26 protein-coding genes are annotated in these 26,263 nt (G+C 70.8%); 16 read left to right on the plus strand and 10 right to left on the minus strand.

Going from position 1 to position 26,263, the window contains the following annotated elements; genetic code table 11:
* Nucleotides 1-168: 168 nt before the first annotated feature.
* The 4 genes from OG408_RS35970 to OG408_RS35985 all read left to right on the plus strand — a co-directional run bounded on the left by OG408_RS35970 (nucleotide 169) and on the right by OG408_RS35985 (nucleotide 6,920).
* Nucleotides 169-882, plus strand: coding sequence for a (2Fe-2S)-binding protein (locus OG408_RS35970; protein ID WP_326673743.1), 714 nt, complete (start codon nucleotides 169-171; stop codon nucleotides 880-882).
* A gap of 47 nt (nucleotides 883-929) precedes the next feature.
* Nucleotides 930-1,571 carry a GAP family protein gene (locus tag OG408_RS35975; RefSeq protein WP_266785909.1) on the plus strand — a complete coding sequence of 214 codons (642 nt, stop codon included), beginning with the start codon at nucleotides 930-932 and terminating at the stop codon, nucleotides 1,569-1,571.
* Nucleotides 1,572-1,821: 250 nt separating this feature from the next.
* The gene (locus OG408_RS35980) at nucleotides 1,822-4,428 is read left to right on the plus strand and encodes a PA14 domain-containing protein (protein ID WP_326673744.1); all 2,607 of its coding nucleotides are present in this window, start codon (nucleotides 1,822-1,824) and stop codon (nucleotides 4,426-4,428) included.
* A gap of 128 nt (nucleotides 4,429-4,556) precedes the next feature.
* A complete protein-coding gene (locus OG408_RS35985) occupies nucleotides 4,557-6,920 on the plus strand; it encodes a GH92 family glycosyl hydrolase (RefSeq protein WP_285569615.1) in 2,364 nt (787 codons plus the stop codon).
* A 72-nt stretch (nucleotides 6,921-6,992) separates the two neighbouring features.
* Here the strand turns inward: OG408_RS35985 and OG408_RS35990 are convergent, their stop codons facing one another.
* Entirely contained in the window at nucleotides 6,993-7,325 is a 333-nt protein-coding gene (locus OG408_RS35990) for an STAS domain-containing protein (protein ID WP_266785915.1), read from the minus strand.
* Nucleotides 7,326-7,573: 248 nt separating this feature from the next.
* Complete coding sequence (locus OG408_RS35995; protein ID WP_266785917.1) at nucleotides 7,574-8,086, minus strand: MarR family winged helix-turn-helix transcriptional regulator; 513 nt, start codon at nucleotides 8,084-8,086, stop codon at nucleotides 7,574-7,576.
* A gap of 80 nt (nucleotides 8,087-8,166) precedes the next feature.
* Between OG408_RS35995 and OG408_RS36000 the strand changes: the two genes are divergently transcribed.
* Complete coding sequence (locus tag OG408_RS36000; protein WP_266785919.1) at nucleotides 8,167-9,342, plus strand: PP2C family protein-serine/threonine phosphatase; 1,176 nt, start codon at nucleotides 8,167-8,169, stop codon at nucleotides 9,340-9,342.
* Between the two features lie 28 nt (nucleotides 9,343-9,370).
* On the opposite strand, the gene OG408_RS36005 is transcribed toward OG408_RS36000, so the two are convergent.
* The 6 genes from OG408_RS36005 to OG408_RS36030 all read right to left on the minus strand — a co-directional run bounded on the left by OG408_RS36005 (nucleotide 9,371) and on the right by OG408_RS36030 (nucleotide 14,498).
* The gene (locus tag OG408_RS36005) at nucleotides 9,371-9,826 is read right to left on the minus strand and encodes an ATP-binding protein (RefSeq protein WP_266785921.1); all 456 of its coding nucleotides are present in this window, start codon (nucleotides 9,824-9,826) and stop codon (nucleotides 9,371-9,373) included.
* A gap of 100 nt (nucleotides 9,827-9,926) precedes the next feature.
* The gene (locus OG408_RS36010) at nucleotides 9,927-10,370 is read right to left on the minus strand and encodes a response regulator (protein WP_266785923.1); all 444 of its coding nucleotides are present in this window, start codon (nucleotides 10,368-10,370) and stop codon (nucleotides 9,927-9,929) included.
* Nucleotides 10,367-11,989 (minus strand): sensor histidine kinase, encoded by a 1,623-nt coding sequence (locus OG408_RS36015; protein WP_326673745.1) that lies wholly within the window; start codon nucleotides 11,987-11,989, stop codon nucleotides 10,367-10,369. The genes OG408_RS36010 and OG408_RS36015 overlap by 4 nt, the downstream gene beginning before the upstream one ends.
* On the minus strand, nucleotides 11,986-13,239 hold the full coding sequence (locus OG408_RS36020) for a PP2C family protein-serine/threonine phosphatase (protein ID WP_266785927.1): 1,254 nt from the start codon (nucleotides 13,237-13,239) through the stop codon (nucleotides 11,986-11,988). Before OG408_RS36020 ends, OG408_RS36015 begins: the two co-directional genes overlap by 4 nt.
* Before the next feature lie 133 nt (nucleotides 13,240-13,372).
* On the minus strand, nucleotides 13,373-13,579 hold the full coding sequence (locus OG408_RS36025) for a hypothetical protein (protein ID WP_266785929.1): 207 nt from the start codon (nucleotides 13,577-13,579) through the stop codon (nucleotides 13,373-13,375).
* 28 nt (nucleotides 13,580-13,607) lie between these two features.
* Nucleotides 13,608-14,498 carry an RNA polymerase sigma factor SigF gene (locus OG408_RS36030; protein ID WP_285569622.1) on the minus strand — a complete coding sequence of 297 codons (891 nt, stop codon included), beginning with the start codon at nucleotides 14,496-14,498 and terminating at the stop codon, nucleotides 13,608-13,610.
* A 334-nt stretch (nucleotides 14,499-14,832) separates the two neighbouring features.
* On the opposite strand from OG408_RS36030, the gene OG408_RS36035 reads away from it, so the two are divergent.
* A complete protein-coding gene (locus OG408_RS36035; protein WP_266785933.1) occupies nucleotides 14,833-16,317 on the plus strand; it encodes an SDR family NAD(P)-dependent oxidoreductase in 1,485 nt (494 codons plus the stop codon).
* A 397-nt stretch (nucleotides 16,318-16,714) separates the two neighbouring features.
* Nucleotides 16,715-16,891 carry a hypothetical protein gene (locus tag OG408_RS36040; RefSeq protein WP_266785935.1) on the plus strand — a complete coding sequence of 59 codons (177 nt, stop codon included), beginning with the start codon at nucleotides 16,715-16,717 and terminating at the stop codon, nucleotides 16,889-16,891.
* Between the two features lie 78 nt (nucleotides 16,892-16,969).
* Here OG408_RS36040 and OG408_RS36045 read toward each other — a convergent pair whose 3' ends face one another.
* Both OG408_RS36045 and OG408_RS36050 read right to left on the minus strand, forming a co-directional pair.
* Complete coding sequence (locus tag OG408_RS36045) at nucleotides 16,970-17,344, minus strand: fluoride efflux transporter FluC (RefSeq protein WP_285569628.1); 375 nt, start codon at nucleotides 17,342-17,344, stop codon at nucleotides 16,970-16,972.
* A complete protein-coding gene (locus OG408_RS36050) occupies nucleotides 17,341-17,811 on the minus strand; it encodes a fluoride efflux transporter FluC (protein WP_285569630.1) in 471 nt (156 codons plus the stop codon). Before OG408_RS36050 ends, OG408_RS36045 begins: the two co-directional genes overlap by 4 nt.
* A gap of 198 nt (nucleotides 17,812-18,009) precedes the next feature.
* Here OG408_RS36050 and OG408_RS36055 point away from each other — a divergent pair, with 198 nt between their 5' ends.
* The 9 genes from OG408_RS36055 to OG408_RS36095 are packed head-to-tail and all read left to right on the plus strand — an operon-like array spanning nucleotide 18,010 to nucleotide 26,160.
* Nucleotides 18,010-18,972 carry an urea transporter gene (locus OG408_RS36055; protein ID WP_326673746.1) on the plus strand — a complete coding sequence of 321 codons (963 nt, stop codon included), beginning with the start codon at nucleotides 18,010-18,012 and terminating at the stop codon, nucleotides 18,970-18,972.
* 59 nt (nucleotides 18,973-19,031) lie between these two features.
* Complete coding sequence (locus OG408_RS36060; protein ID WP_266785941.1) at nucleotides 19,032-19,337, plus strand: urease subunit gamma; 306 nt, start codon at nucleotides 19,032-19,034, stop codon at nucleotides 19,335-19,337.
* A 4-nt stretch (nucleotides 19,338-19,341) separates the two neighbouring features.
* Complete coding sequence (locus OG408_RS36065) at nucleotides 19,342-20,184, plus strand: sirohydrochlorin chelatase (protein WP_326673747.1); 843 nt, start codon at nucleotides 19,342-19,344, stop codon at nucleotides 20,182-20,184.
* A complete protein-coding gene (locus OG408_RS36070) occupies nucleotides 20,181-20,663 on the plus strand; it encodes an urease subunit beta (RefSeq protein WP_285569636.1) in 483 nt (160 codons plus the stop codon). Before OG408_RS36065 ends, OG408_RS36070 begins: the two co-directional genes overlap by 4 nt.
* Nucleotides 20,663-22,387, plus strand: coding sequence for an urease subunit alpha (ureC, locus tag OG408_RS36075; protein ID WP_285569639.1), 1,725 nt, complete (start codon nucleotides 20,663-20,665; stop codon nucleotides 22,385-22,387). The genes OG408_RS36070 and ureC overlap by 1 nt, the downstream gene beginning before the upstream one ends.
* A 5-nt stretch (nucleotides 22,388-22,392) precedes the next feature.
* A complete protein-coding gene (locus OG408_RS36080) occupies nucleotides 22,393-23,142 on the plus strand; it encodes an urease accessory protein UreF (RefSeq protein ID WP_285569642.1) in 750 nt (249 codons plus the stop codon).
* A gap of 36 nt (nucleotides 23,143-23,178) precedes the next feature.
* Nucleotides 23,179-23,799 (plus strand): urease accessory protein UreG, encoded by a 621-nt coding sequence (gene ureG, locus OG408_RS36085; protein WP_285569645.1) that lies wholly within the window; start codon nucleotides 23,179-23,181, stop codon nucleotides 23,797-23,799.
* Nucleotide 23,800: 1 nt separating this feature from the next.
* Complete coding sequence (locus OG408_RS36090; protein WP_285569648.1) at nucleotides 23,801-24,760, plus strand: urease accessory protein UreD; 960 nt, start codon at nucleotides 23,801-23,803, stop codon at nucleotides 24,758-24,760.
* 50 nt (nucleotides 24,761-24,810) lie between these two features.
* Nucleotides 24,811-26,160 carry an ammonium transporter gene (locus OG408_RS36095; protein ID WP_326673748.1) on the plus strand — a complete coding sequence of 450 codons (1,350 nt, stop codon included), beginning with the start codon at nucleotides 24,811-24,813 and terminating at the stop codon, nucleotides 26,158-26,160.
* Nucleotides 26,161-26,263: the final 103 nt, after the last annotated feature.

Consider the following 26,263-nt stretch of genomic DNA (forward strand, 5'->3'; position numbering starts at 1 on the left):
CTTTGGTAGTACGGGAGTGGTCCCGGTGTCCTCCTCCCGACGGTAGTCCTCCCTGTGGCCGACGTCAGAACGATCATCCCGCACGGGTACGGTGAACCGCGAGCCGCGGCACCGCGGGTATGCGGGACGTCACACCGGGTGGCCGGGCGGAGGGGGAGCGAACCGGCGATGAGCGAGGACGAGGAGGTCTCCCCGGGCGGGTTCTTCACGTTGCGGTCGGGGCCGGTGCCGGGCGACGGGCACCTGCCGCTGGCACGGCTGTACGCGGGGGAGGACGCACCGCTCACGGCCCGCATCGACACCGTCGCCGAACGCCTCGGGACGTCCGAGCGGCGCGTCGCCGCGTCCGTCGCGCAGCTGGGGCTCGCCGCGCGGCTCTGGTCCGTCGCGCTGGGACCTGCGGCCGTGACGGGCGGCTTTCCCGCCGTGCGGGCCGACAGCCTGTACTGGGACCCCCGTGCGGCCGCCCCCGACGACCTGTGGCCGGCCGCCGTCGAGACCCTTCAGGGCTCCGCCGCCCGGATCCGGGAGGTCGTGCAGTACGGCCACCTCGAACCGCTCGGCGCGGCGATCCGCCGGGACACCCCGGTCCCGGTCCGGCTGCTGTGGGGCAACGCCGGATCCGCGCTGGCGGGAGCGGTGCGCCAACTGATCGTGTGGGCAAGGGCCCACGGCCGCGCGGACGTCGCCGCGCGCACCCGCGCCCTGGCCGCGGAGCTCTTCGACCACCCGGACCTGCGCGACACGGGGGCGCCGCACGGACCGGCCTTCCGGCGGAAGACCTGCTGCCTCTACTACCGTCTGCCGGGCGGCGGACTGTGCGGTGACTGCGTCTTCGACGAGGCCCCGCGCAGGCTGCCCGGGCGCTCCGACGGAGGTTGAGGGCGGCCGAACAGGTTGCGAAGTCGACGGAGAGCGGAGCGCCGCGCATGGTTCTGGATCTCGTCGTCATCGGGGTGGCCATCAATCTGGGTCCCCTGCACAACAGCGCGTTCATCCTGCTGCTCTCCGCGCCCCGTGGAGTGCGCAAGGGGCTGGCGTTCATCCTGGCCTGGCTCGGCTGTCTCGTCCTGGTCCTCGCCGCGGTGATCCTGCTGACCGGTGGCAAGCCGCCCGCGCCCAGGAGCGCGCCCTCCACCCTCGCCCTGGCGCTCAAACTCCTGCTGGGCCTCGGCATGGTGGCGTACGCGGAGCTGAAACGGCGCCGGCGCAACCGGCCGCGCCGGACGCCCAAGTGGCTGGCGCGGCTTGACAGCGTCTCCGGGTGGACCGCCGCCGGACTGGGCGTCATCCTGCAGCCCTGGGGCCTGGTCGCGGCGGGCGCAGCCACCGTCGTCCAGGCGCACCTGACCTCCCTCGCCTCGTACGTGGCGCTGCTGGTCTTCTGTCTGCTGGCCACCTGCGGCCTGCTGGCGATGGAGCTCTACGCGACCTTCCGGCCCGCACGGGCGCGGTCGGAACTCGCCGCGCTGCGCGAGTGGATGGAGAGCCACCAGGACCAGGTGATCGTGACGTTGTCCCTGCTGGCCGGATTCTGGCTCGTCGCCAAGAGCCTCTACCAGCTCGTCTGACCCACCGTCTGGCCCGCTGCCTTTGCGCGGAGTTCCCGGGCACGCCTAAAGGCGGTGTGGCGATCCGCTCCACACCGTCCTGTCCAGGGCTCTGACCTGGGCTCTTCCGGCTCTCCTCCGCCCCGCACCGGGGCTTGTCATGGACCTGGACAGCGCCGCGTCCGGCGTGTTGTCATGCCAACTGCCATTCCTTCCAACGTTGTACATCGTGTGGCAGCGAGCCGCCACCCTTCCTCACCAAGGAGGATCCGTGCGCATCGACAAGAGACTGATTCTGTTCCTGGCAGCCGTCGTGGGGGCTGCCGGCCTGTCCGCCGTACCAGCCGCATCGGCGGCCGGAACGGACCCCGGAGACGCTCCCGAGGTGCAGGGGCTGAAGGGGGAGTACTACACCCAGTCCGCCCCCGGCGCCTTCGACTTCGGGGAGCTCAAGGCCACCGGATTCGACCCCTCCATCGACTTCCCGACCCTGGAGTCGCGGCTGACGTCGGCCACCGGGCAGGCCGACGACGCCAGCATCCGGTGGACCGGGAAGATCGTGCCGGAGAAGACCGGGAGCCATACGTTCTCGATGACCGGGGACAACGGCTTCCGGCTCTGGATCGACGGAAAGCCGGTCATCGACCACTGGGTCGACGACTGGGAGAAGGAACAGACCTCCCAGCCGGTCGAGTTGACCGCCGGGAAGGCCTACGACTTCAAGGTGGAGTACTTCGAGCACGAGGGAGGCTCCAACCTCCATCTCAAGTGGACCGAACCGGGCGGCGCCAAGGTGCCCGTACCGCAGTCCGCCTTCCGGCTGCCGGACGACTTCGCGTACGACGGGGCCATCGGCGCCACCGTGCTCGCCGACGGCCGCACCCTCAAGCTCGACTTCGCCCAGAAGCTGGGCACGCTTCCGGCCGGTCTCGTGAACCACCTCGACGCCGTGATCGGCGGCGCGGAGTGGCCGCTCGGGGCGGTCAGGGCCGACCCCGCCGACCCGCGCAGCCTGACCGTCGCCCTCAAGGAGCCGGTGGTCGGGAACAAGGCGGGCGACGCCACCGGGCTCGCCGACATCCGCTACGACGGGGACGGTGCCCTGGCCGGCGAGGACGGCAAGCGGGTCGGCGCCTTCTGGTCCAGCGGGCCCAACCACTCCACGTACCAGCTGACCACGAAGTGGGCCGACGAGGTGGGGCCGGAGAACGCCCTGCCCGAGTACCCGCGCCCCCAGCTCACCCGTGACAACTGGCAGAACCTCAACGGCTCCTGGGAGTTCGCCGCGGCGAAGGCGGGGGAGCGGCCCCCGGTGGGCAGGAAGCTCGGCGAGAAGATCCTCGTCCCGTACCCGGTCGAGTCCCAGCTGTCCGGGATCGAACGGCACGAGGACCGGATGTGGTACCGCCGCACCTTCACCGTCCCGAAGAACTGGAAGGTCGGCTCCGGCCAGCGGCTCCGGCTGAACTTCGGTGCCGTGGACTGGCAGTCCGAGGTGTACGTCAACGGGCACAAGGTCACCGAACACAAGGGCGGCTACGACAAGTTCAGCGCCGATGTCACCGACGCGCTGAAGCCCGGCCGGACCCAGGAGCTGATCGTCGGCGTCTACGACCCGACGGACGCCGAGGACGGCGAGAACCCGCCGATGGGCAAGCAGCGCCTGGACCCCAGCGGCATCTGGTACACCCCGTCGTCCGGCATCTGGCAGACCGTCTGGATGGAGCCGGTCGCGGCCGACCACGCCGACTCGCTGAAGATCACCCCCGATGTCCCGGGCGGGAACGTCTCCGTCGAGGCGCGCGGCGTACGGAACGGCGTCCCGTTCACGGCGACCGTGTACGACGGCAAGCGCAAGGTGGGCTCGGCCACCGGCCGGACCGGCTCGGCGCTCAAGGTCCGCGTCCCGGACGCACACCTGTGGTCGGCTGACGACCCGCACCTCTACCAGCTGAAGGTCACCGTCGGATCCGACCGGGTCGGCAGCTACTTCGGGATGCGGTCCATCGCCGTCGAGAAGGTGAACGGCACCCAGCGCACCGTGCTCAACGGCAAGCCGGTCTTCCTGATGGCCACCCTCGACCAGGGGTTCTGGCCGGACGGGCTGCACACCGCGCCCACCGACGAGGCACTCGCGTACGACCTGAAGATGCACAAGGCGATGGGCTTCAACTCGGTCCGCAAGCACATCAAGGTCGAGCCCGACCGCTGGTTCTACTGGGCGGACAAGCTGGGCCTGATGGTCTGGCAGGACATGCCCGCGATGAACACCGTCAACCCGTCGGCCGCCGCGCGCGCCGAGTACGAGCACGAGATGAAGGAGATGATCGACGAACACGCCGGCCACCCGTCCGTCGTCATGTGGGTCACCTTCAACGAGGGCTGGGGCCAGTACGACGAGGCCCGCATCGCCGACCAGGCCAAGGCCTGGGACCCGACGCGGCTGGTCAACAGCATGTCCGGCATCAACCTGGGCGTCGACGGCGGCACCGGCGACATCATCGACGAACACGGCTACCCGAGCCCCGCGCTCCCGGAGCCGGACGGCCGACGGGCCCTGGTCAGCGGCGAGTACGGCGGACTCGGGCTCGCGGTGCCCGGCCACGCCTGGGCCGTGCAGCAGTCGTACGTCGCGGTCGACCCGGCCACCTACACCGACGACTACCTCACCAAACTCGACGAGGTGCACGCGCTGGCCTGCAAGGGCAGCAACGGCGCCGTGTACACGCAGATCTCCGACGTGGAGGGTGAGCTCAACGGTCTGCTCACCTACGACCGCAGGGTCGTCAAGCCCGATGTGAAGCGGGTCCACGACGCCCAGCAGGCGCTGATCCGCGACGCCTCGAAGGCGGTCGTGGCGGGCTGCCCCGCGGCCTGATCCACGAGGCCGCTCCGGTTCGCCCCGCAGGGGGCGGACCGGAGCGGCGCCGTCCGACCCCTTGACGCACATCAACGGGGAACCAAGAATGATCGCGCTCTGACAACGTTGTCCGAAGGAGTATCCCCATGCACCGGATCCCACGGCCGCGCCTGCGCGGCCCGGCGGCCGCACTCGCCGCCGTCGCGCTCCTGGGCGGTGTCCTCACCACCGGGGCCACGGCCCAGGCCGCGCCCCGGGCCGACGGCCGGCTGACCGACCTGGTCAATCCGTTCATCGGCACCCAGAACGAGGGCAACACCTACCCCGGCGCATCCGTGCCCTTCGGCATGGTGCAGCTCTCCCCGGACACCGGCCACAACACCGGGTACGACTACGGCGAGAACCACATCCGCGGCTTCTCCTCGGTCCACCTCTCCGGCGTCGGCTGCGGCCTGGGCGGCGACCTGCCGACCCTGCCCACCACCGGTGACGTCACCGAGACCGACTACGCGAAGTACGCTGCCGAGTTCAGCCACGACGACGAGAAGGCGAGCCCCGGCTACTACAGGGTCGGGCTCAAGACCGGCATCGACGCCGAACTGACCGCGACGCAGCGCACCGGCGTGCAGCGCTACACCTTCCCGGCCACCGACAAGGCCAACGTCCTGCTCAATGCGGGCCAGTCGCTGCACAAGACGCTCTCCTCCGAGGTCGAGATCCTCGACAACCGGACCGTGCGGACCGCGATCAAGGGCAGCGGCTTCTGCCAGGACACCAAGGCGTACACGGTCTACACCGTCACCCACTTCGACCGGCCGTTCACCACGTCCGGCACCTGGAACGGCGACACCGTCACCGAGGGCTCGAAGAAGTCCTCGGCCACCGACGCCCGCAACGGCGCCTGGCTGCGCTTCGACACCAGCAAGGACCGCACCGTCGAGGCGACCACCGCCCTGAGCTATGTCGACGCCAAGGGCGCCGCGCTCAACCTCCGCGCCGAGGGCGGCCGCAGCTTCGACCACGTCGAACGCGCCGCGCAGCGCAGCTGGGAAAACCGCCTCGAAGGCGTGAAGGCCCAGGGCGGCAGCGACGAACTCCGCCGCACCTTCTACTCCTCCCTCTACCGGTCATTCCTCGCACCCAACGTCGGCAGCGACGTGGACGGCCGCTACACCGGCTGGGACCAGAAGACCCACCGCGCTGTCGATGCGCACGGGGCCTTCACGTACTACCAGAACTGGTCCCTCTGGGACACCTACCGCACCCAGGCCCAGCTGCTCTCGCTGCTCGCCCCGCGCGAGTCCCGCGACATGGCGATATCCGTCCTGCGGATCGACGCCGAGAGCGGCTGGCTGCCCAAGTGGGGCTACGGCACGGTCGAGACGAACATCATGACCGGTGACCCGGTCACCCCCTTCCTCACCAACGCCTACCAGCAGGGTCTGCTGAAGGGGTACGAGGAGGAGGCGTACCGCGCCCTGAAGAAGAACGCCGACGGGGTGCCGGCCACGGACTCCGCGCCGGTGGGCCGCGAGGCCAACGTCGAGTACCTGAAGGACGGCTACGCCCCGTACATCAAGGACCGTCCGCACGCCAAGCCCGGCGACTCGGACTACGACCACGGCGCCTCCGCCACGCTGGAGTACGCCCTGTCCGACGGCATGCTCGCCGAGATGGCCCGCGACCTCGGCCACAAGGCCGACGCCGCCCGCTACGACGCGCGCGCCCAGAACTACCGGAAGATCTTCGACCCCTCGACCGGCTTCTTCCGGGCCCGTGACGCCTCCGGCGCCTTCACCGGCCCGGCCGACCCGGCCGAGAGCGAGGGCTTCCACGAGGGCACGTCCTGGCAGTACCAGTGGATGGTGCCGCAGGACATCCCCGGCATGGTCGACCTGATCGGCGGCAAGGACGCGGCCAACCAGCGGCTCGACTCCTTCTTCGCGTACGACCAGCTCCTCGCCGACCCGGCGAAGACCGCGCGCGAGGTGTGGGTCAACGGCCCGTACGCGTACTACAACGCCGACAAGTACAACCCGCAGAACGAGCCCGACCTGATCGCCCCGTACACCTACCTGTCCACCGGCCAGCCGTGGAAGACCACCGACGTGGTCCACGCGGCCCTGACGCTCTTCACCAACGGACCGACCGGCATGACGGGCAACGACGACCTCGGCACCATGTCCGCCTGGATGGTGCTCTCCTCGATCGGCGTCTTCCCGGTCCAGCCGGGCACCGACACCTGGGGTCTGTCCACGCCCGCCTTCGAGCGCGTCGACATCAAGCTCGACCGCCGGTACTACCCGCGCGGGTCGCTCACGGTGAGCGCGCCCGGAGCCTCGGACACCGACCGCTACATCCAGTCGGCCCGGCTCGACGGTGCGCCGCAGTCGCGCACCTACCTCACGACGGACGACATCCGCTCGGCCCGCTCGCTCTCCTTCACGGTGGGCGGCGAGCCGTCAGCGTGGGGTACGTCGCCCGAGGATGCTCCGCCCGCACTGGGCTGAGACGGCCACCGCACGGCACACGAGCGCCCTTCCCCCCGTCCGTGGGGGGAAGGGCGCTCGCGCGTCGTGGACTCAGGCGGGCAGTGGCGGGTCGATCGCCTCGGCGACGGTCGGGAAGACCGGCAGGGCGCTGTCGAGGCCCAGCACCCCGATGAGCCGCTCCATGAACGGGGACGGCGCGGCGAGCCGCAGCCGGGGACCCAGCAGGGTCTGGCCCTGAAGCAGCACGTTCACCGTCGTCGAGTCCGCGAAACTCACGTCGGAGAGGTCGACGACGACCGGCGTGTCGCCGTCCGACGCCGCGCTCTCCAGCGCGGCGCCGAGCGGACCGACGTTGTCGATGTCGAGGTCACCTGTCACGCCGAGGACCAGCGCTCCGTGGTCCTGGCGTGGGACGATTCTCATGGCTCTGCCGGCGCTGGGGGATGGAAGCACGGTCACCTCGTGATGCACTGGATGGCGGGGAGAAAGCCGGTTGATGTGGACGGTCCGGTGCAAGTCCGTCCCTGCTCGCGGCGGGTGTGGGCCAACGATAGAAGTAACAGTTGCCATTTGACAACATTCTTCATGGGGCAACAATCTGTACCCCAATGATCAACGTACGCACCCCCTCCAGGAGTGCCTCGGTACGCGGAAGCAGGGGCTGGATGAACCTAGGCGCTGTCGGCGATGTCCTCGCGGAGCCGGTCGGCCGGGCTCCGGCCGGAGGTGAGCCGCTGAGAGGCTGCCGAGCGGAACGCGGCGAGCCCGTCGGCGAGCGCCGCGACCTCGGCCGGCTGCATCCGCTCCAGCACGGCGGAGAGCTCACGCGTGCGGATCGCCCGGCACTCCTCGAGCAGGGCGCGGCCCCGTACGGTCAGCCAGAGCTCGACCTCACGGCGGCTCGTCGGGCTCGGGTCCCGCTGGACGAGGCCCATGGCCTCCATCCGGTCGCAGAGCCTGCTCACCGACGGCGCACGCGAACCGAGCGCCTCGCCGAGCGAGCGGAGGTTGCTGCCCTCCTGCCGCTCGATCACGAGCAGGGCCCGCAGCTGCGACGGCGAGACCGTGCCGGGCGGTGCGGCCTCCTGGCCCCGCCCCCACAGCACCTCCAGCAGTTCGGCGGCGGCGCAGACGTCCTCCGAAACCCGTTCGAGACGGTGAGGAAGGCCGGTGCGGTGGGGCATCCATCCACTCTGTCATCCGAAGCGTCCTCCTGTCAGCCCGGCCCCATCCCTGTCACCCGACGAAGATTGAGCGGAAGCCCGTGAACGCCCGTACCGAAATCGAACGAGCCGTACGCGCAGCCCCGCCGCACGCCTTGGCGGAGACGGTGCGCGACGCACTCGCCGCCGCGTACGGCGCCCGGTCCGTGCAGCTGCTGCTGGCGGACTACGGGATGACCGTGCTCAAGCCGGTCGGCACCGCACCGGAGCACGAACGGGCCCTGTCGATGCACAACAGCCCGCAGGGCCGGGCCTTCGGCAGCCAGCGCCACCACGAGGAGCCCGTCGGCCACGGCGGCGAGGCCGACCACCACTTTCCCGTGACGGTACGGGGCGAGCGCCTCGGAATCCTCAGCGTCCGCCTCCCGGCCGACGCGGTCACCCCGCAGACCATGGACGAACTGGCCCACGTGGCGGATCTTCTGGGTCACGAGATCGTCGTGGCCGAACGGGACACCGACCACTACCGGCGGGCCCGCCGCATCACTCGGCTCACGCTCGCCGCCGAGATGCAGTGGCAGCTGCTCCCCGCCCGGGCCTTCATCGCGGCCGAGTACGCCATCGGGGCGCAGCTGGAGCCGGCCTACGGCATCCACGGGGACAACTTCGACTGGGCTGCGGACGGCGACCACCTGACCGTCTCGGTGACCAACGGCCTGGGCGAGGGCATCCAGGCCTCCCTGCTCACCAACCTCGCCGTGAACGCGCTGCGCAACGCCAGAAGGGCCGGGATCGGCATCGCGGACCAGGCTGCCCTCGCCGACCAGGCGCTCTACGAGCAGCACCGCGGCAGCGCCCATGTGTCGACCCTGCTGCTCCGCTTCGACCTCGCCACCGGCAGGATCGGCGCGGTGGACGCGGGCTCCCCGCAGCTGTGGCGGCTGCGCGGCCGGACGGTCTCCCGGGTGGAGCTGGACGCCCAGCTGCCGCTCGGCATGTTCGAGGAGTCGCAGTACGTGGCGCAGAAGCTCCAGGCACTCCCCGGCGACCGGCTGCTGCTCGTCAGCGACGGGGTGTACGACACCGTGTCGCCTCAGGGCGAGGCGTACGCGGAACGCGGCCTGGCCCGGGTGATCCTCGCGACACGGCTGCTGCCCGCGGCGTCGGTACCGGGAGCCGTCCTGCGCGAACTCGCGGACTACCGCGAGGCGGACACGCTCGATGACGCGCTGGTCGTCTGCATCGACTGGTTCGGCAGACAGGGGAGCGACGGCTGACCGCACGGCCGTGCGGCGCCGGGGCCGATCAGCTGCTGAGCATGAACTCGGCACGGATGCGCTTGCCGACCGGCACCCGCTCGGCCGTCAGACGGTCGCACAGGGCCACGACGATCTCCATGCCGTGGCCGCCGAGCCGGCCGGGGTCGGGGGAGTAGAAGACCGGGAGCGCGCTGCTGCTGTCGTACACCGTGACGCTGACGCGCTCGGCGGTGCCCTCCAGCTCCAGCAGGTAGGGACCGTGGCTGTAGCGGTCGGCGTTGGTGACCAGCTCGCTGACGGCGAGCATCAGATCGTTGCGGGTGTGCGGGCCGAGCACGGCCATCCACTCGGCCACGAGCCGCGCGAGAAAGCGGTCGGCCAGGGCGCGCGCCTGGGCGATGCACCCCGGTTCACCGCCGAACACCTCGGCGCTGTGCAGTGCCTCCGTGGGCGGACAACTCCTGGGGGAGTCGTCCGGCCGGGAGATGGCCTGTTCGTTCATGTGCTCCAGCCAGGGCGCAGCGGGGGAGGCCTCGGACCTCTCTTCTCGCTGGTCGTGTACCCGCGTCGGGAGATCCCACTCCCGGTGATGTCAGCAGATGTTACGCACGTCCGGGGAGCCGCACCACAGTCACGAAGAACTCGTCGATCTGGCGGACCGCCGCGATGAACTGGTCGAGGTCGACCGGCTTCGTGACGTAGGCGTTGGCGTGCAGTTTGTAGCTGCGCAGGATGTCCTCCTCGGCGGAGGACGTGGTCAGCACGACGACGGGGATGAGCGAGAGCTCGGGGTCCTGCTTGATCTGCTCCAGCACCTGGCGCCCGTCGTACTTGGGCAGGTTCAGGTCGAGCAGGATCAGATCGGGACGCGGGGCGTCGCCGTACGCGCCGCGGCAGTAGAGGAAGTCGAGCGCCTCCTGCCCGTCGCGGACCACGTGGAGCGTGTTGCGGATCTTGTTGTCCTCGAACGCCTCACGCGTCATGAGTTCGTCGCCGGGGTCGTCCTCGACGAGAAGGACCTCGATGGGCTGCACGGGGTTGGTCACGCGGTGTCTCCGGGGATCTCGTCGGGGCCCGCCGTCTCCCCGGCGGCTGCCGGGGAGGTTTCGGCGTCGGCGGGCAGGCAGAAGTGGATGCGGGTTCCCTGGCGGGGTTCGGGGTCGAGCCAGATCCGGCCGCCGTGGAACTCGATGATCTTGCGGCAGAGGGCGAGTCCGATGCCCGTGCCGTCGTACTCGTCGCGGGCGTGCAGACGCTGGAAGATGACGAAGACCTTCTCGGCGAACTCGGGGGCGATCCCGATGCCGTTGTCCGTCACGGTGAAGTGCCAGACGTCCTCCTCCCGCACGCAGCCGACCGTGATGACGCTCGGCTCGTCCGGACGGCGGAACTTCACCGCGTTCCCGATCAGGTTCTGCCAGATCATCGCGAGCGTCGTCGCGTCGCCGTTCACCTCCGGCAGCGGGTCCTCCCGCACGACCGTGGTGCCCGACTCCTCGATGACCAGTGCCAGATTGGCCAGGCCCCGGTCCAGCGCGCGGTCGAGATCGACGGCGTTCCAGCTGTCATGGACCCGGCCCACCCGGGAGAAGGTCAGCAGGTCGTTGATGAGCACCTGCATGCGCTTGGCGCCGTCGACCGCGAAGTCGATGTACTGCTTGCCGCGCCCGTCCAGCTCGTTCCCGTACCGCTTGTCCAGCAGCTGGCAGAAGGACGCGACCTTCCGCAGCGGCTCCTGGAGGTCGTGCGAGGCGACATAGGCGAACTGCTCCAGCTCGGAGTTGGAGCGGCGGAGCTCCTCCGTCTGCTGCGCCAGCAGCTCCTCGCGCTCCTGGGAGGCGTCGAGCTCCTCGACCAGCCGGCACCGCATGTCCTCGACGGCGGCCGCCACGGCCCGTACGTCGGACGGCCCGCGCACCTGGATCCGCCGCCGGAAGGTGCCGGACCGCACCTGGCGGGAGGCCTCGGCCAGTGCGTTCAGCGGCCGGCCCACCACCCGGTGCAGCAGCAGACTCAGGGCGATCACGCACACGATGAAGCAGGCCACCAACGCGATCAGGGCCTTGTCACGGGTGGAGCGTGCGTCATTGAGCTGGGCACGCGCGTGATCCCTGGCGGTGTCGAGATGGGTCTGCTGCGCGGTGTAGAGCCGCCGGAGCATGTCGAAGGCCGCCTTGCTTCCGGCGCTCCTGGTCGACGACCGGCTCTCCGGGCCGTCCCGCCGGACCGCGGCGATCAGCGGTTCGGCGTGCTGCTTGCGCCACTGCGCCGAGGCGGCGGCGATCCGGTCCAGATCGCGGTCGTACGGGTCGCCGCCGCCCATGGCGTCGCGGACCCGCCGCAGGCGCAGCTGCTCGTCGACCTTCCCGTCCGCGTACGGCTGGAGGAAGGAGGGGTCGCCGGTGAGGGCGAAGCCGCGGACCCCGGTCTCCTGGTCGAGCAGCGCGTTCTGCAGCTGGAAGGAGGCCGAGCGGGCGGGCTGGATGCGGTCGACGAGTTCGGTGGTCCGGTCGGATATTCGGGCCAGGACGAGTCCGCCGACCACCAGGCAGCCGCACACGACCAGGACGAAGGCGCCCAGGATCAGATGGACCCAGTTCTGGACCGACAGCCGCGCCAGCCGTCCGGGCCGCTGCGGGGTGTCGTCCGACGAGTCACTGCTCATGAGGTGTTCCTTTTCCAGGCGAGATGCAGCACGGCCACATCGTCGGCGAGGCCGCCGTAAGGGGCCGCCCCTTCGGTGGCGCCGGCGACCAGCGCGTCGACGAACGGCCGCGCCGGCAGTCGGGACCGGTCCCGGGCCATGGCCAGCAGTCCTTCCTCGCCCAGCCGGGTGTCCGGTCCGGTGCGCCCCTCGAAGAGGCCGTCGGTGAAGAGTACGAGACCGGAGCCCGGCGCCAGCGCGTGCTCGGTCGAGATCCACTGGCCGTGGCCCGGCAGCAGCCCGAGCGCGATGCCGCCCTCGGGCTCCACCCAGTCGATGTCCGTGCCGTTGCGTACCAGGAGCCCCGGGTGTCCCGCCCTGACGATGCGGACGTGGTCCCCGCCGGGCGGGAAGACGAGCGAGGTGACGGTCGCGAAGACATGGGGGTCGGAACGCTCGGCGACGAGTATCTCCTCCAGCAGCGCGAGCTGTTCGAGCTGGCCGGTGTCGCACAGCACCGCGGTGCGCCAGGCCACCCGCAGGCAGACCCCGAGGGCTGCCTCCGCCGCACCGTGCCCGGACACGTCACCGATCACGGCGTGGACGGTGCCGTCGGGTCTCTGGACCACGTCGTAGAAGTCGCCGCTGAGCAGTCCGTGGGCACGGCCCGGCTCGTACGTGGCGACGGCCTCGAAGCCGTCGTCGTTGAGCAGCGGGACGGGCAGCAGCCCCCGTTCGAGGCGCGCGTTCTCCTGGGCCATCAGCTGGGTGGCGCGCAGGGCCGCCGCCGCCCGCTCGACCTGCTTGCGCTGGAGGGCGTAGCGGACCGCGCGCGACAGTGCCTGCGGGTCGATCCGCCCCTTGACGAGATAGTCCTGCGCACCGGTGGCCACCGCGTCGAGCCCCGCCTCGGCCTCCGCCAGGCCGGTCAGCACCACGATGGCGGCGTCCGGAGTGGTCTCCAGGATCCGGTTCACGGCACTCAGGCCGTTGACGTCGGGAAGGTGCAGGTCCAGCAGGACACAGACGGGGGTCCGGTGGCCGCGGAGGAAGGTGAGCGCCTCGGTCAGGTTCTTGCACCAGGTGAGCGCGGAGTCCAGCTCGCCGTCGGCGAGCATCTCCTCGACGAGCAGGGCGTCGCCGGCGTCGTCCTCGACCAGGAGGATGGCGGCGTTGAGGTCCCAGACGGAGGGCCGGCCGGCCGGTGCGGAGCCGGTCTGCAGCGGAAACGCCGCCGCAACCGGATGCCGGGTGGGGGAGCTGGTACGCATCTCAGCCACGGTTCACCCTCTCGTCGCGCCCGAGCGGGCTGCCCGTCGTCGCCCCGCAGCATATGTGAACGACGCCCGCCGCTGTGCGGTCGGGCGTCGTCCGGCTGATGAAGGTTGTCCGGGCGCTGGTGGTTCAGCTCGGGGGGATGTCCCCGGTGAGCTTCTCCAGCCTGAGCAGATCGTGCGGGGTGATGCCGGCGAGCCCGGACACCGCGTCGATGTCCGCGCCCGCGCGGACCGCGAGCACCGCTTCCAGTTCGACGTCCGCGCGCCCGGCGTCCGCTGCCGCCTCGGCGTCACGAAGCCGGTGCACGGCCAGTTCCAGTGGGGAGAGATCCATAGGACGGGATGCTCTCATGTGCCGAAGGTCACGCCTCGACGGACATCCCCGCCCGCAGCTGCTTGACGATGCGCGCGATCAGCCGGGAGACGTGCATCTGCGAGACCCCGAGCTCGGCACCGATCTGGGACTGCGTCATCTCCTGGCCGAAGCGCATCTGCACGATCCTGCGCTCGCGGTCGTCGAGCTGCTCCAGCAGCGGCGCCAGCGTGTGGAGGTTCTCGACGGTCTCCATCCCGGGGTCGGGCTCGCCGATCACGTCGGCGAAGGACCGCTGGTCGTTGCCGGCGTCGGTCTCGGCCGACGGGGTGTCCAGCGAACCGGCCGAATAGCCGTTGGCCGCGACGAGCCCCTCGATGATCTCCTCCTCGGGAAGGTCGAGGTGGTCGGCGAGCTCCTTGACCGTCGGGTCGCGGTCCAGGTCCGCGGCGAGCTGCTCCTTGGCCTTGGCGAGGTCGACCCGCAGCTCCTGGAGCCGTCGCGGCACGTGCACCGCCCAGGTGGTGTCCCGGAAGAAGCGCTTGATCTCCCCGACGATGTAGGGGACGGCGAAGGTGGCGAACTCGACCTCGCGCGAGAGGTCGAACCGGTCGATGGCCTTGATCAGCCCGATCGTGCCGACCTGGATGATGTCCTCGGTGTCGTCGCCGCCCCGGTTGCGGAACCGCGAGGCGGCGAACCGCACCAGGGTGAGGTTCATCTCGATGAGGGTGTTGCGCGCGTACTGGTACTCGTGCGTGCCCTCCTCGAGGACCTGCAGACGGTCGAGGAACACCTTCGACAGAGCACGCGCGTCCTTCGGGGCCACCTTGCCGGTGTCCTCGATCCAGGGCAGCTCCGAAGCCTCCGCACCGCTCTGCCCGGGCAGCGTGCCCGTCCCGCCGAGGATGGTGCCGGCCTGCTCCGTCGTGCTCGTCATGATGTCGCCCCTCCATGTTGCCAAGTGCGTTGGACCTCGTGTGCCCGCTAATGACGGGGTCATGCCTCCTGGATGCGATTCTTTTTCGGCCGCCGTTTCGGCACTCCCGCGGGACGGGCCCGGGCGCAGGGAGGAACCGCTCCCGCACCCGAATGGAGCAGCACCCGGGACATGGCAAACTTGACGGGGGCGTTCGGCCCGCAGTGCGGCGGCTTCGCGCAGAAGCCCGCGGCCGGACCTCAGTCCCGTGGACGTCAGTCCTCGTGAGCCCGGCTCGGCGGCGCGCCACGGTCCGCCGAGAGAATCCGGCGGCACAAGCAACAGAGGAACGGCAATGACGGTGACAGAGGACGGCCCGGAGCTCGTGCCCGGTATCGAGGAGTTCGGTCCCGGTATCGACCCGCAGCGGCTGGCCGTCTGCCTGAGCGTGCTCGACGAGCTCGACTCCATCGAGGTCGACCACCCGGACGCCATCGCGGTACGCCGCGCCACCGCCGGCGTCTACCGCACGGTGAAGCAGCGCCGCCGCCAGGAGCGCCGCGCCGCCAAGACCGCCCACGACAAGGCCGTGACCGAGGCGACGGCGACCGGCTCGGCCGAGCGCATCGACGACGAGACCCAGGGCGTCCTGCCGTCCTCCTCCGCCACCGCCGAGATCGCGGGCGTCCTCCAGCGGCCCAGGTCCTGCTACATCTGCAAGACGCGGTACGTCGAGGTCGACGCGTTCTACCACCAGCTCTGCCAGTCGTGCGCCCGGGAGAACCGCGCCCGGCGTGACGCCCGCACCGACCTCACAGGCCGCCGGGCGCTGCTCACCGGCGGCCGCGCCAAGATCGGCATGTACATCGCGCTGCGGCTGCTCCGCGACGGCGCGCACACCACCATCACCACGCGCTTCCCCAACGACGCGATCCGCCGCTTCAAGGCGATGCCGGACAGCGACGAGTGGATCCACCGCCTGAAGATCGTCGGGATCGATCTGCGGGACCCGGCCCAGGTCGTCGCGCTGGCCGACTCGGTGGCCGCCGAGGGACCGCTGGACATCCTGATCAACAACGCCGCGCAGACGGTCCGCCGCTCCCCGCAGGCGTACAGCGAACTGCTCGGCGCGGAGTCGGCCCCGCTGCCCGCGGGTGAGCTTCCGGCCGCCGAGGTGATCGGCACCTTCGGCAGCGGCAGCGTCGACCGGGTGGCGGCGCTGCCGGCCGCCCGCAAGGACGGGCTGAGCGCGCAGGACGTCACCGACCTCGCCCTGGTGACCGGTTCGGCCTCGCTGGAGCGGATCGCCGCCGGCACCGCGATCGACGCGGGCGGGCTCGTCCCGGACCTGCACCACACCAACAGCTGGATCCAGACAGTCGACGAGGTCGAGCCGATCGAGCTGCTGGAAGTCCAGCTCTGCAACTCCACCGCGCCGTTCATCCTGATCAGCAGGCTCCGCCCGGCGATGGCGGCCACGGCGGCCCGGCACGCCTACGTGGTCAACGTCTCCGCGATGGAGGGCGTGTTCGGCCGCGGCTACAAGGGCGCGGGCCACCCGCACACCAACATGGCCAAGGCCGCGCTGAACATGCTGACCCGGACCAGCGCCCAGGAGATGTTCGAGAAGGACGGCATCCTGATGACCGCCGTCGACACCGGCTGGATCACCGACGAACGCCCGCACCCCGACAAGGTGCGCCTGGCCGAGGAGGGTTTCCACGCCCCGCTCGACCTCGTCGACGGTGCCGCCCGCGTCTACGACCCGATCGTCCGCGGCGAAGCCGGCGAGGCGATGTACGGCTGCTTCCTGAAGGACTACGCCCCCGCCAACTGGTAGTCACCGGCTGCCCCACGGCTTCCGTGAGTCCCACGGCGTCCGTGGCGTCACACCCGCCGCAGCCTCACGCCCCCCTCGAAAGACCCGGCCCGGGAACACTCCCCGGCCGGGTCTTTTCGCTGCTCGGTGGCTGAAAGTGACCCAGAGCACACGTTCCATCGAGCATGGATGCGCTCATTTGGTTACTCTGAGGGGAACGGACGCCACCAAGGGATCCACGAAGGTTCCTCGGCCGTCCTGGGACAGGCCCGTCAACCGGGCCGCCGTCCCGCCCCGTACCCGGCGCCACCGCGACCGAAAAGATCCTGCCCTGCCCCGCATCACGGGCGGTCGACCACCGGATATGAAGCCGGAGCGTCGCATTCGCCCGGGGCTACGCGACACAAAGGAGTGCGCGGTGACGACACCGGAACTGACGAAGCACGAGAAGCGACCGGCCGAACGGTACGGAGAGCGGGCCCGCAGGCCCGAGAAGCTCCGCAACATCGAGGTCTGGGCCAGGTCCGCGCCGATCCGGCTGGCCGGCTACGAGGACGACCTCGCCGAGCCGCACATCCTGCCCGGCATCGACTGAGTGCTTCCACCCGAGCTCCGGTCCGCACCCCGAAGAGGGGCGGGGGCCGGAGCTCGGTCGTGCCGGGTGCCGCGCTGGTCAGAAGACGGCGTCGGCGACGGCGGCCCCGGCGAACGAGAGTCCCACCCCCGCGCACACGGTGAGCAGCAGATAGCCCGCCGCCAAGGCCAGCCGACGGGCCGAGGTCAGGGTGAGCAGCTCGTAGGAGAACGTCGACCAGGTCGACAGGGCCCCGCAGAAGCCGGTGGCGAGCAGCAGGTTCAGCCGGGTCCCGAGGTCCCCGTCGGTCGCCGCCTCGGCGACGAAGCCGAGGATCAGGGCCGCGCCCGCGTTGGCCGCGAAGGTGCCCCAGGGAAAGAGGGAGTGGAGGCGGAACTTCGCGTCCACCCCGAGGAGATAGCGCAGCGGCGCCCCCACGAGCCCGCCGGCGAGGACGAGCAGCCAGTCGGTCATGAGGCGTCGCTCGCCGTGCCGCGGGAGCGCCCGAAGGCGACGTGGGTGGCGAAGGCGCCCGCCGTCACGGCCGCCAGTGCGGCCACCACGGTCAGCAGCAGACAGCCGACCGCGTAGCCGGGCCGATGGTTCCCGAACAGCTCCCGCACGTTGTCCGTGTAGTGCGAGAACGAGGTGAACCCGCCCAGCACACCGGTGCCGAGCAGCGGGCTGACCAGCCGGGGCGCGCCGGGGAAGCGCAGCTTCAGGGTGACCATCAGGACGCCCATCAGAAAACAGCCCACCGTGTTGACCAGCAGGATCGTCCACGGGAAGGCCGACGTCCCGTTCGGCCACAGGCGCTCGGCGCCGTACCGGGCAACGGCCCCGGCGGCGCCGCCGACCGCGACGGCGCCGACGACCGACAGCTGCACCCCCGGATGGTGATCGGGGTGGGTGCGTCGGTGCAGCGGCATCTTCCGGTCCATGCCGCGAACCTACGGAGCGGGCCGGGGCGGCCCGGACCGAGCGCGCGGGGCGGTCCGGGGCTCTACCCGAGTGGTCTACCCGGGGACGACGCAGCGCGACTATCCGATCGCCTTATGTATTGATGGCAGGAGTAGTCATATGCCTGCGCGTCGTTTGCGCCGCTGCGGCCCCCTTCTGCCGAGCCGTTGGAGCACGCCTTGCCCCTCGCCGAGCCGGACACCGTCCGGCGGCTGGAGCGCCGCCGCCCGTCCGCCTACCTGCTGGCCTCGCTGCGCGGCGTGGGCCAGGTCGACCTCCAGCCCGGCCTGGCGACCGGCGCGGTCATCCTCGCCGGACTCTGGGCGGCGGGGTGGGAGACGGGCCTGTTCGCCACCCTGGGCACCCTGATCGCCACGGCCACCGCCTGCGCACTGGCCGTCGACCGGGGGAGCATCGCCCTCGGACTCCAGGGGTACGCGGGCTGTCTGACCGGCATCGCCCTCGTCTCCTCACTCGGCAACCACCCCGCCACCTATGTGCTGACCGTCGTCGGTGCCATCATGTGCACCCTGCTGATGGCGGCCCTCGGCACCTTCCTCGCGCCGTACGGCCTCACCCCGCTGACCGCGCCCTTCTGCCTGGTCTCCGGCGTCATGGTGGTCGGCGCCCCGTCCTTCGCCCGCGTCTGGCACGGCGCGCCGGCCGCCGTGTCGAGCACCACGACCGGCGACACCGCGTGGTCGTGGGATGCGCTGTGGCACGCGTTCTTCAACAACGTCTCCCAGATCTTCCTGGTCGAGAGCTGGTACGTCGGCCTGATCATGCTCGTCGGCCTCGCGCTGGCCGGCCTGCGCGTCGTGCTCTACGCGGCCGCCGGCAGCGCGGCCGGGATCGCCGCCGCGTGGCTGCTGGGCGCGCCGACGGAGCTGATCGCCAACGGCATCTACGGATACAACGCGGTGCTCGTCGCGATCGCCATCGGCGCCGTGTTCATGGCCAACACCGTCTGGACCGGGGTCTACGCCCTGTTCGGCGCTGCGGCCACCACCGGCCTCACCGCGTCGCTGACGTCCTTCTTCAAACCGTTCGGCGGCCACACCTTCACCTGGCCGTTCATTCTCACCACCTGGGTGCTGATGGCGGCCGTACCCCTGCTGCCCCGCCTGCGCCGGAGCGAATGACCGCCCTGCCCACCGGAGCCCCTGGCTCCACCCGTACATCACCGAGGAAGGTACTGACGATGAACCTCGCACCTCGCGAGATCGACAAACTGCTCGTCTACGTCGTGGCCGACCTGGCCCGCAAGCGCCAGGACCGCGGTCTCAAGCTCAACTACAGCGAGTCGGTCGCGCTGATCACCGAGGCGATCCTCGAGGCGGCCCGCGACGGCAGGACCGTCGCGGACTGCATGGAACTGGGCCGCCATGTCGTGGGCGAGGCCGACACCATGGACGGGGTACGGGAGATGCTCGGCCTGCTGCAGGTCGAGGCGTCCTTCGTGGACGGGACCAAGCTCGTGTCCTGCCACGACCCCATCGGCGGCTGAACCCGTGGCCGAGCACTGTGCCGTCGTCGCCGTGTGCGGCCACGAGGCCGCCCACGGGCGGGCGCTCGACGGGGTCCTCGACGCCGGCGTCGACGTCGTGTCGAACGGGCGCGAGCTGTTCCGGAGCGTCACCGCGCACGGGCGCCGGGGCGAGGAGGCCGTCGTCGTCCCCATGACGCTCGGCCGCGATCCCGAACTCGTCGCGGACACCGCCCGGACGCTGCGTGCCGTACCCGCGGCCGAGCGCGGCACCACCGTGCTCGCCGAGCCGTTCGGCACCGCCCAGCACCTGACCGGCTGGCTGCGGGCGGCGGCCGGCCGGGTGCCCGAGTCCTGCGCGCTGCTGCTCACCGCCCCGTCGGGCGACCCGTTCGAGGACGCCGAGCTGTACCGGATCGCCGCACTGGTACGCCGCTACGGCCGGCGCGGACTCGTCGAGGTGGCGTTCACCGGGGGAGACCCGGACCCGGCCGAGGGCGTGCGGCGGTGCCGGCTGCTCGGCGCGGAGCGGGTGACGCTGCTCCCGGCCGCGTTCGCGCTGCCCCAGGTGCCCGAGGAGGGCGCGCTGCCGGTGGAGCCGGCCGGTCCGCTCGTGCCGGCGTCCGCGCTGCGACGCGTACTCGCCGAGCGCGTCGCCGACGCCCGGCGACGGTGGCACGAACACGGCGACGACGGCATCGCGACCGGGCTGGCCGCGGCCGAGAACCACGGGCACTCCCACACCCACCCACCGGGCGAGGGACACGACCACGCGCACCCCCACGAGCACGGCACCGGGCATCCGCACCCGCACCACCACCCGTCCGCAGCCCCCGGCGCGGACCCAGTCGTCAGGAGCATCGCATGACGTTCCGTCAGAAGTATCTGTACGGCAAGGACCCCATCGAGCTGAACGCGGGCCGCCGCACGCTGAAGCTCACCGTGAGCAACACCGGTGACCGTGCCGTGCAGGTCGGTTCCCACTACCACTTCTTCGAGGTCAACTCGGCGCTGTCGTTCGACCGCCAGGAGACGCTCGGCATGCACCTCAACATCGCCGCCGGCACCTCCGTGCGGTTCGAGCCCGGCGGCTCGCGCGAGGTGGAGCTGTGCGCGTACGCCGGCACCGGCCGTCTCGTCGGCTTCAGCGGCCTGCTGAACGGCAGCCTCGCCTCCCACCCCGCCCGCGTCGAGGCCGTCCGCAAGGCCATCGAGCAGGGATTCCAGGGCGCGCAGAACACCCCCGGTGCCAAGCCTCCCGCCAAGGGGCCGAAGGCTCCCGCCAAGGGATCCAAGTCCGCAGCGGCTTCGAAGGCCACCAAGGAAAAGAAGAAGGGTTCGCGCTGATGCCCATCCTGCCGCGCAAGCAGTACACCGACATGTTCGGCCCCACGGTCGGCGACCGCTTCCACCTCGCCGACACGAACCTCGTCGTCGAGGTCGAGAAGGACTACAGCGAGGGCCTGTACGGCGACGAGGTCGTCTACGGCGGCGGCAAGACCATGCGCGACGGCATGGCGGCCGACCCGCAGGCCACCGCCGCCCAGGGCGCGCTCGACACCGTCATCACCAACGTCGTGGTCATCGACCCGATGGTGGGCATCGTCAAGTGCGACATCGGCATCAAGGACGGCTTCATCGTCGGCATCGGCAAGTCCGGCAACCCGCAGACGCAGAACAACGTCGACCCGGACCTGGTCATCGGCCCGGGCACGGAGGCCATCGCGGGCGAACACCTCATCGCCACCGCCGGCGCGATCGACACCCACGTCCACCTGATCGCCCCGCAACAGGCCGAGCAGGCGCTGACCAACGGCATCACCACCCTCATCGGAGGTGGCACCGGTCCCTCGGACGGGTCCAACGGCACCACCTGCACCCCCGGCCCGTACAACATCGGCAAGCTGCTCCAGGCCGCTGAGAGCATGCCGGTCAACCTCGGCATCATGGGCAAGGGCAACGGCAGCCTGCCGGAGGCGCTCAACGAGCAGGTCGTCGCCGGTGCCTGCGGGCTCAAGGTGCACGAGGACTGGGGCGCCACGCCGGCCGTCATCGACAACGCGCTGAACGTCGCCGACGCGTACGACGTCCAGGTCTCCATCCACACCGACAGCCTGAACGAGAGCGGCTTCTTCGAGGACACCCGCTCCGCGATCGACGGCCGGGCCATCCACACCTTCCACAGCGAGGGCGCGGGCGGCGGCCACGCCCCCGACATCCTGCGCATCGCCGGTGAGCCGAACGTCCTGCCGTCCTCCACCAACCCGACGCTGCCGTACACCAAGAACTCGGTGGACGAGCTGCTCGACATGGTCATGGTCTGCCACCACCTCAGCCATGACATCCCCGAGGACGTCTCCTTCGCCGACAGCCGGGTCCGGGCCGAGACGATCGCCGCCGAGTCGGTGCTGCACGACCTCGGCGTGATCAGCATCTTCTCCTCCGACTCCCAGGCCATGGGCCGGATCGGCGAGTCCGTCACCCGGGCCTTCCAGACCGCGCACCACTGCAAGGACAAACTCGGCACGCTGGAGGGCGACTCGGCCCGCAACGACAACCAGCGGGTGCTGCGCTACCTCGCCAAGGTCACCATCAACCCGGCGATCGCCTCCGGGATCTCCGACCACGTCGGATCGATCGAGAAGGGCAAGCTCGCCGACATCGTGCTCTGGCCCATCCACTCCTTCGGCGCCAAGCCGAAGATGGTGATCAAGGGCGGCATCATCTCGTGGGCGCAGATGGGCGACCCCAACGCCTCGCTGCCGACCCCGCAGCCCGTCATCTACCGGCCGATGTTCGGCCAGTACGGCAGGGCGATGCAGGCGACGCACGCCACCTTCATGTCCCAGGCGGGCATCGCCGCCGGGGTCCCGGCCGCACTCGGCCTGGAGCGCCAGGTCCTGCCGGTGCGCCGCACCCGCACCATCGGCAAGCACAACATGGTCCGCAACGACGCCCTGCCGGACATCCAGGTCGATCCGGAGACGTTCAGGGTCACGCTCAACGGTAAGGTCGCCACCATCGACCCGGCCGAGACGCTGCCCCTCAACCACCTGTTCTTCCTGGTCTAGGGCCGATGTACCGCAACGAGGGCGACACCCCGGCGGCAGACACCGCGGGCGCGACGACCGGGGCCGGAACGGGACTCGGGCCGCTGCTGGTCAGCCTCCAGCTGACCGACTCGGCGTTCCCGAGCGGCTTCTACACGCTGTCGCACAGCCTGGAGGGCTTCGCGCAGGCCGGGGCGGTCGATCCGGACAGCCTGCCGCTGCTGCTCAGGGACCTGCTGCTGCACGGCGTCGGCCCCGCCGACGCCACCGCGCTGGCCCTCGCCCACCGCGCGACGGCGGCGGGCGACCCGGCGGCCGCCGTCCGCGTCGACGAGCACCTCTTCGCCACCAAACTGGGCCGCGAGATGCGCCAGGCCGCCACCCGGACCGGCCGTCAGCTCCTCGACCTCGGCCGGGAGGTCTTCGACCGGCCCGAGATCGGCGACTACTTCGACCGGGTGGTACGCCGCGAGGCCCCCGGCACCCAGGCGGTGGCCGCGGGGGTCATCTACGCGGCCACCCGCGTACCGGTCCGGCAGGCCGTCGCGGCGGACCTGTTCGCGTTCTGCGTCAGCTTCGCGGGCGCCGCCCTGCGGCTGCGGCTGACCGACCACCGCACCGCCCAGACCCTGATCCGGGGTGCCGCGCCGGTCATCGAGGAGACCGTCGAGGCCGCGCTGCGGCGGGAACTCGACGACGTGGGCGCCACCGTTTTCGCCTCGGACATCATGTCGGGCCGTCATGAGCGCGCCGAGGCCCGGCTCTTCGCGAGCTGACATCCACCCGACCCACCCAGCGATCACAGGAGCACCATGGACGACAACGTACTGCGGGTCGGCATCGGCGGACCGGTCGGATCCGGCAAGACCGCGCTCATCGAGGCGCTGGTCCCGCTGCTGATCGAACGCGGCCACCGCCCCGCCGTCATCACCAACGACATCTACACCCAGGAGGACGCCCAGCACGTCCGCCGCACCCTGGCCGGCGTCCTGGAACCCGGACGGGTCGTCGGCGTCGAGACGGGGGCCTGCCCGCACACCGCCGTGCGCGACGACCCCACGATGAACCTGGCGGCCGGCGCGGAGATGCTGGAGCGCTACCCGGACACGGACACGCTGCTCTACGAGTCCGGCGGCGACAACCTCACGCTCACCTTCAGCCCGGCCCTGGTGGACCTGTTCCTCTTCGTGCTGGACACCGCGGAGGGCGAGAAGATGCCCCGTAAACGCGGCCCCGGCATCACCGAGTCGGACCTGCTGGTCATCAACAAGATCGACATCGCGCAGTACGTGCGCACGGACATCAACGTCATGGAGTCGGACGCGCACCGGGTGCGGGACAACCGGCCCGTCGTCCTCACCGACTGCCTCACGGGTGTCGGGATCGAGGACATCGCCGTCTACCTCGAATCGCGCCGCAAGGTGCTGATCTGACATGCCGCTCGCCCCGCACCGGCCCCGCGCCGACCGGCTCGCCGAGGAGTACTACGCCGCGGTCCGCGTCCCCCCGGACGTGGCGGCCCTGGCCTCCGTACCGGACACCCTCGCCCCCGGTTCGCCGGCCAAGGTCGGCATCCTCGACCTCGCCTTCGCCGTACGGGGCGGGCGCACCGAACTCGTCGAGCGCTACCAGAAGACACCGCTGCAGATCATGCGGCCGCTGTGGATCGACCCGGCACTGCCCGGCATGAGCTACGTCTACGTGATGGCGACCGGCGGCGGCATCGCCCAGGCGGACCGCTACCGGATGGACTTCCGCTGCGGGCCGGACACCCAGGTCCATCTGACCACCCAGGCCGCCACCAAGGTCTTCCGGATGGAGCACGACTACGCGAGCCAGCGGGTGCATCTGACGGCGGAGGCCGGGAGCTACGTCGAGTACCTGCCGGATCCGCTGATCCCGTTCAAGGACGCCCGCTTCTACCAGCGCACCGAGGTGACCGTCGCACCCGGCGCCACCGTCGTCGTCGGCGAGACGGTCACCGCCGGACGGCTCGCCCGCGGCGAACGGCACGCCTACCGGGTGCTCGCCACCGACCTGCACATCAGCCGGCCCGACGGCACCCTGCTCGCCGTCGACACCCTGCGTCTGGTCCCCGGCCGGCAGGGCGAGGGGGCCCTCGGTCCCGGGGTGTTCGCCGGCCACGACCATGTCGCGTCCCTCTTCGCGGTGACCGACCGGGTCCCCGCCACCGAAATCGCCGACACCCTGCACGACGCCCTGGCCGGGCTCGGCGTCCTGTACGGGGTGAGCGTCCTGCCCCGGGACTGCGGCGCCTGGGTACGGCTGCTGGACGACAGTCCGATCCGGGTCGCCGCCGCGCACGAGGCCGCCCGGCAGGCGGTCCGCCGCCTGCTCACCGGGCACCCGGCCCCCGACCTGCGCAAACCGTAGACCGTGCCGCACCACCTCCACCGTCCCCCACCCCGACGAGGTATCCGCCGATGAACACCGCTCCCGCGCCGATGCCGGCCGCGTACGACTCCGGGGACACCGCCTGGCTGCTGGCGTCCACGGCCATGGTGCTGCTGATGACGCCCGGCCTCGCGTTCTTCTACGGCGGCATGGTGCGCACCCGGCACGTGCTCATGATGATCAAGATGAGCTTCGCCGCACTGGCCTTCGGCACGCTCGTCTGGTGGGTCATCGGCTACACGCTGGCGTTCGGCCCCGACGTCGGAGGCGCCGGTATCATCGGCAACCTCGACCACGTGTTCATGCACGACATCGAGCTGAACACGCTGACCGGCGCGATCCCCACGTACGTCTACAGCACCTTCCAGATGGGCTTCGCCGTCATCACGGTGGCCCTCGTCAGCGGCTCGATCGCCGACCGCGCCACGATGCGGGGCTGGCTCGTCTTCGTCGTGCTGTGGCTGCTGATCGTCTACATCCCCATCGCGCACTGGGTGTTCGACACGGACGGCTGGATCGTGAAGCACCTCGGAGCCCTGGACTTCGCCGGCGGACTGCCGGTGGAGCTCAACTCGGGCGTCGCCGGACTCGCCGTCGCCCTCGTCCTGCGCGCACCGCGGGACTTCGCCCGCCGCGAGGAGCGGCCCAACAACATTCCGCTCGTCGTCATCGGTGTGGGTCTCCTCTGGTTCGGCTGGTTCGGCTTCAACTCCGGTTCCGCGCTGACCGACCAGGGGACCGCCGCCGCGGCCTTCATCAACACCCAGCTCGGCGCCGCCGGAGCCATGGTCACCTGGCCGCTGGTGGAGAAGTGGCGCACCGGCAGGGTCACCACCATGGGCGTCGTCTCCTCCGCAGTCGCCGGCATGGTCGCCATCACCCCGGCCTGCGGTGAGATCAACACGCTCGGCGCGGTCATCACCGGCCTCGTCGTCGGTGCGGTGTGCGCCTTCGCGGTCACGCTCAAGTTCCGCTTCAACGTGGACGACACGCTCGACGTGGTGGGCGTGCACGGGGTCGGCGGACTGATCGGCCTGATCATGGTGGGGCTCTTCGCCACCGCGCGCATCAGCGGCAAGAAGGGGCTCTTCTACGGCGGCGGCTGGGGGCTGCTGGGCAAGCAGCTCGTCGCGATCGTCTCGGTCATCGCCTTCTCGTTCATCCTCACCTGGCTCATCGCCAAGGTTGTCGACCTGACCGTCGGGTTCCGTGCCGGGGAGGAGTACGACAACGTCCCCGGCGACGAGGAGGAGCGGGCGTACGACTTCCAGACCGCCGAGCGCCTCGGCGCACTGGTGTCCGCCAAGCCGGCGTCCGAGGACGACGAACTCGTCCAGCAGATCCGTACGTTGCTGAGGAACCGCGAGGACAACCGGTAGGCGGACCGGGCCCGGCCGGGCGCCGCGCACTCGGCCGGGACCGGATTCTCTCCTCAGTCATCCGATGGCTGCGGTAGGGGTGTTTCGTTCTGTCTGGAAGATT

Origin of the sequence: Streptomyces sp. NBC_01257 (assembly GCF_035917255.1) — a bacterium.
GTDB lineage: Bacteria > Actinomycetota > Actinomycetes > Streptomycetales > Streptomycetaceae > Streptomyces.

Excerpts from the sequence above, each read along its gene's own strand:
- OG408_RS35970 (WP_326673743.1), top strand. The coding sequence starts at position 169 with ATGAGCGAGGACGAGGAGGTCTCCCCGGGCGGGTTCTTCACGTTGCGG.
- OG408_RS35975 (WP_266785909.1), top strand. The coding sequence starts at position 930 with ATGGTTCTGGATCTCGTCGTCATCGGGGTGGCCATCAATCTGGGTCCC.
- OG408_RS35985 (WP_285569615.1), top strand. The coding sequence starts at position 4,557 with ATGCACCGGATCCCACGGCCGCGCCTGCGCGGCCCGGCGGCCGCACTC.
- OG408_RS35990 (WP_266785915.1), bottom strand. The coding sequence starts at position 7,325 with ATGAGAATCGTCCCACGCCAGGACCACGGAGCGCTGGTCCTCGGCGTG.
- OG408_RS35995 (WP_266785917.1), bottom strand. The coding sequence starts at position 8,086 with ATGCCCCACCGCACCGGCCTTCCTCACCGTCTCGAACGGGTTTCGGAG.
- OG408_RS36005 (WP_266785921.1), bottom strand. The coding sequence starts at position 9,826 with ATGAACGAACAGGCCATCTCCCGGCCGGACGACTCCCCCAGGAGTTGT.
- OG408_RS36015 (WP_326673745.1), bottom strand. The coding sequence starts at position 11,989 with ATGAGCAGTGACTCGTCGGACGACACCCCGCAGCGGCCCGGACGGCTG.
- OG408_RS36020 (WP_266785927.1), bottom strand. The coding sequence starts at position 13,239 with ATGCGTACCAGCTCCCCCACCCGGCATCCGGTTGCGGCGGCGTTTCCG.
- OG408_RS36025 (WP_266785929.1), bottom strand. The coding sequence starts at position 13,579 with ATGGATCTCTCCCCACTGGAACTGGCCGTGCACCGGCTTCGTGACGCC.
- OG408_RS36030 (WP_285569622.1), bottom strand. The coding sequence starts at position 14,498 with ATGACGAGCACGACGGAGCAGGCCGGCACCATCCTCGGCGGGACGGGC.
- OG408_RS36035 (WP_266785933.1), top strand. The coding sequence starts at position 14,833 with ATGACGGTGACAGAGGACGGCCCGGAGCTCGTGCCCGGTATCGAGGAG.
- OG408_RS36045 (WP_285569628.1), bottom strand. The coding sequence starts at position 17,344 with ATGACCGACTGGCTGCTCGTCCTCGCCGGCGGGCTCGTGGGGGCGCCG.
- OG408_RS36050 (WP_285569630.1), bottom strand. The coding sequence starts at position 17,811 with ATGGACCGGAAGATGCCGCTGCACCGACGCACCCACCCCGATCACCAT.
- OG408_RS36060 (WP_266785941.1), top strand. The coding sequence starts at position 19,032 with ATGAACCTCGCACCTCGCGAGATCGACAAACTGCTCGTCTACGTCGTG.
- OG408_RS36070 (WP_285569636.1), top strand. The coding sequence starts at position 20,181 with ATGACGTTCCGTCAGAAGTATCTGTACGGCAAGGACCCCATCGAGCTG.
- ureC (WP_285569639.1), top strand. The coding sequence starts at position 20,663 with ATGCCCATCCTGCCGCGCAAGCAGTACACCGACATGTTCGGCCCCACG.
- OG408_RS36080 (WP_285569642.1), top strand. The coding sequence starts at position 22,393 with ATGTACCGCAACGAGGGCGACACCCCGGCGGCAGACACCGCGGGCGCG.
- ureG (WP_285569645.1), top strand. The coding sequence starts at position 23,179 with ATGGACGACAACGTACTGCGGGTCGGCATCGGCGGACCGGTCGGATCC.
- OG408_RS36090 (WP_285569648.1), top strand. The coding sequence starts at position 23,801 with ATGCCGCTCGCCCCGCACCGGCCCCGCGCCGACCGGCTCGCCGAGGAG.
- OG408_RS36095 (WP_326673748.1), top strand. The coding sequence starts at position 24,811 with ATGAACACCGCTCCCGCGCCGATGCCGGCCGCGTACGACTCCGGGGAC.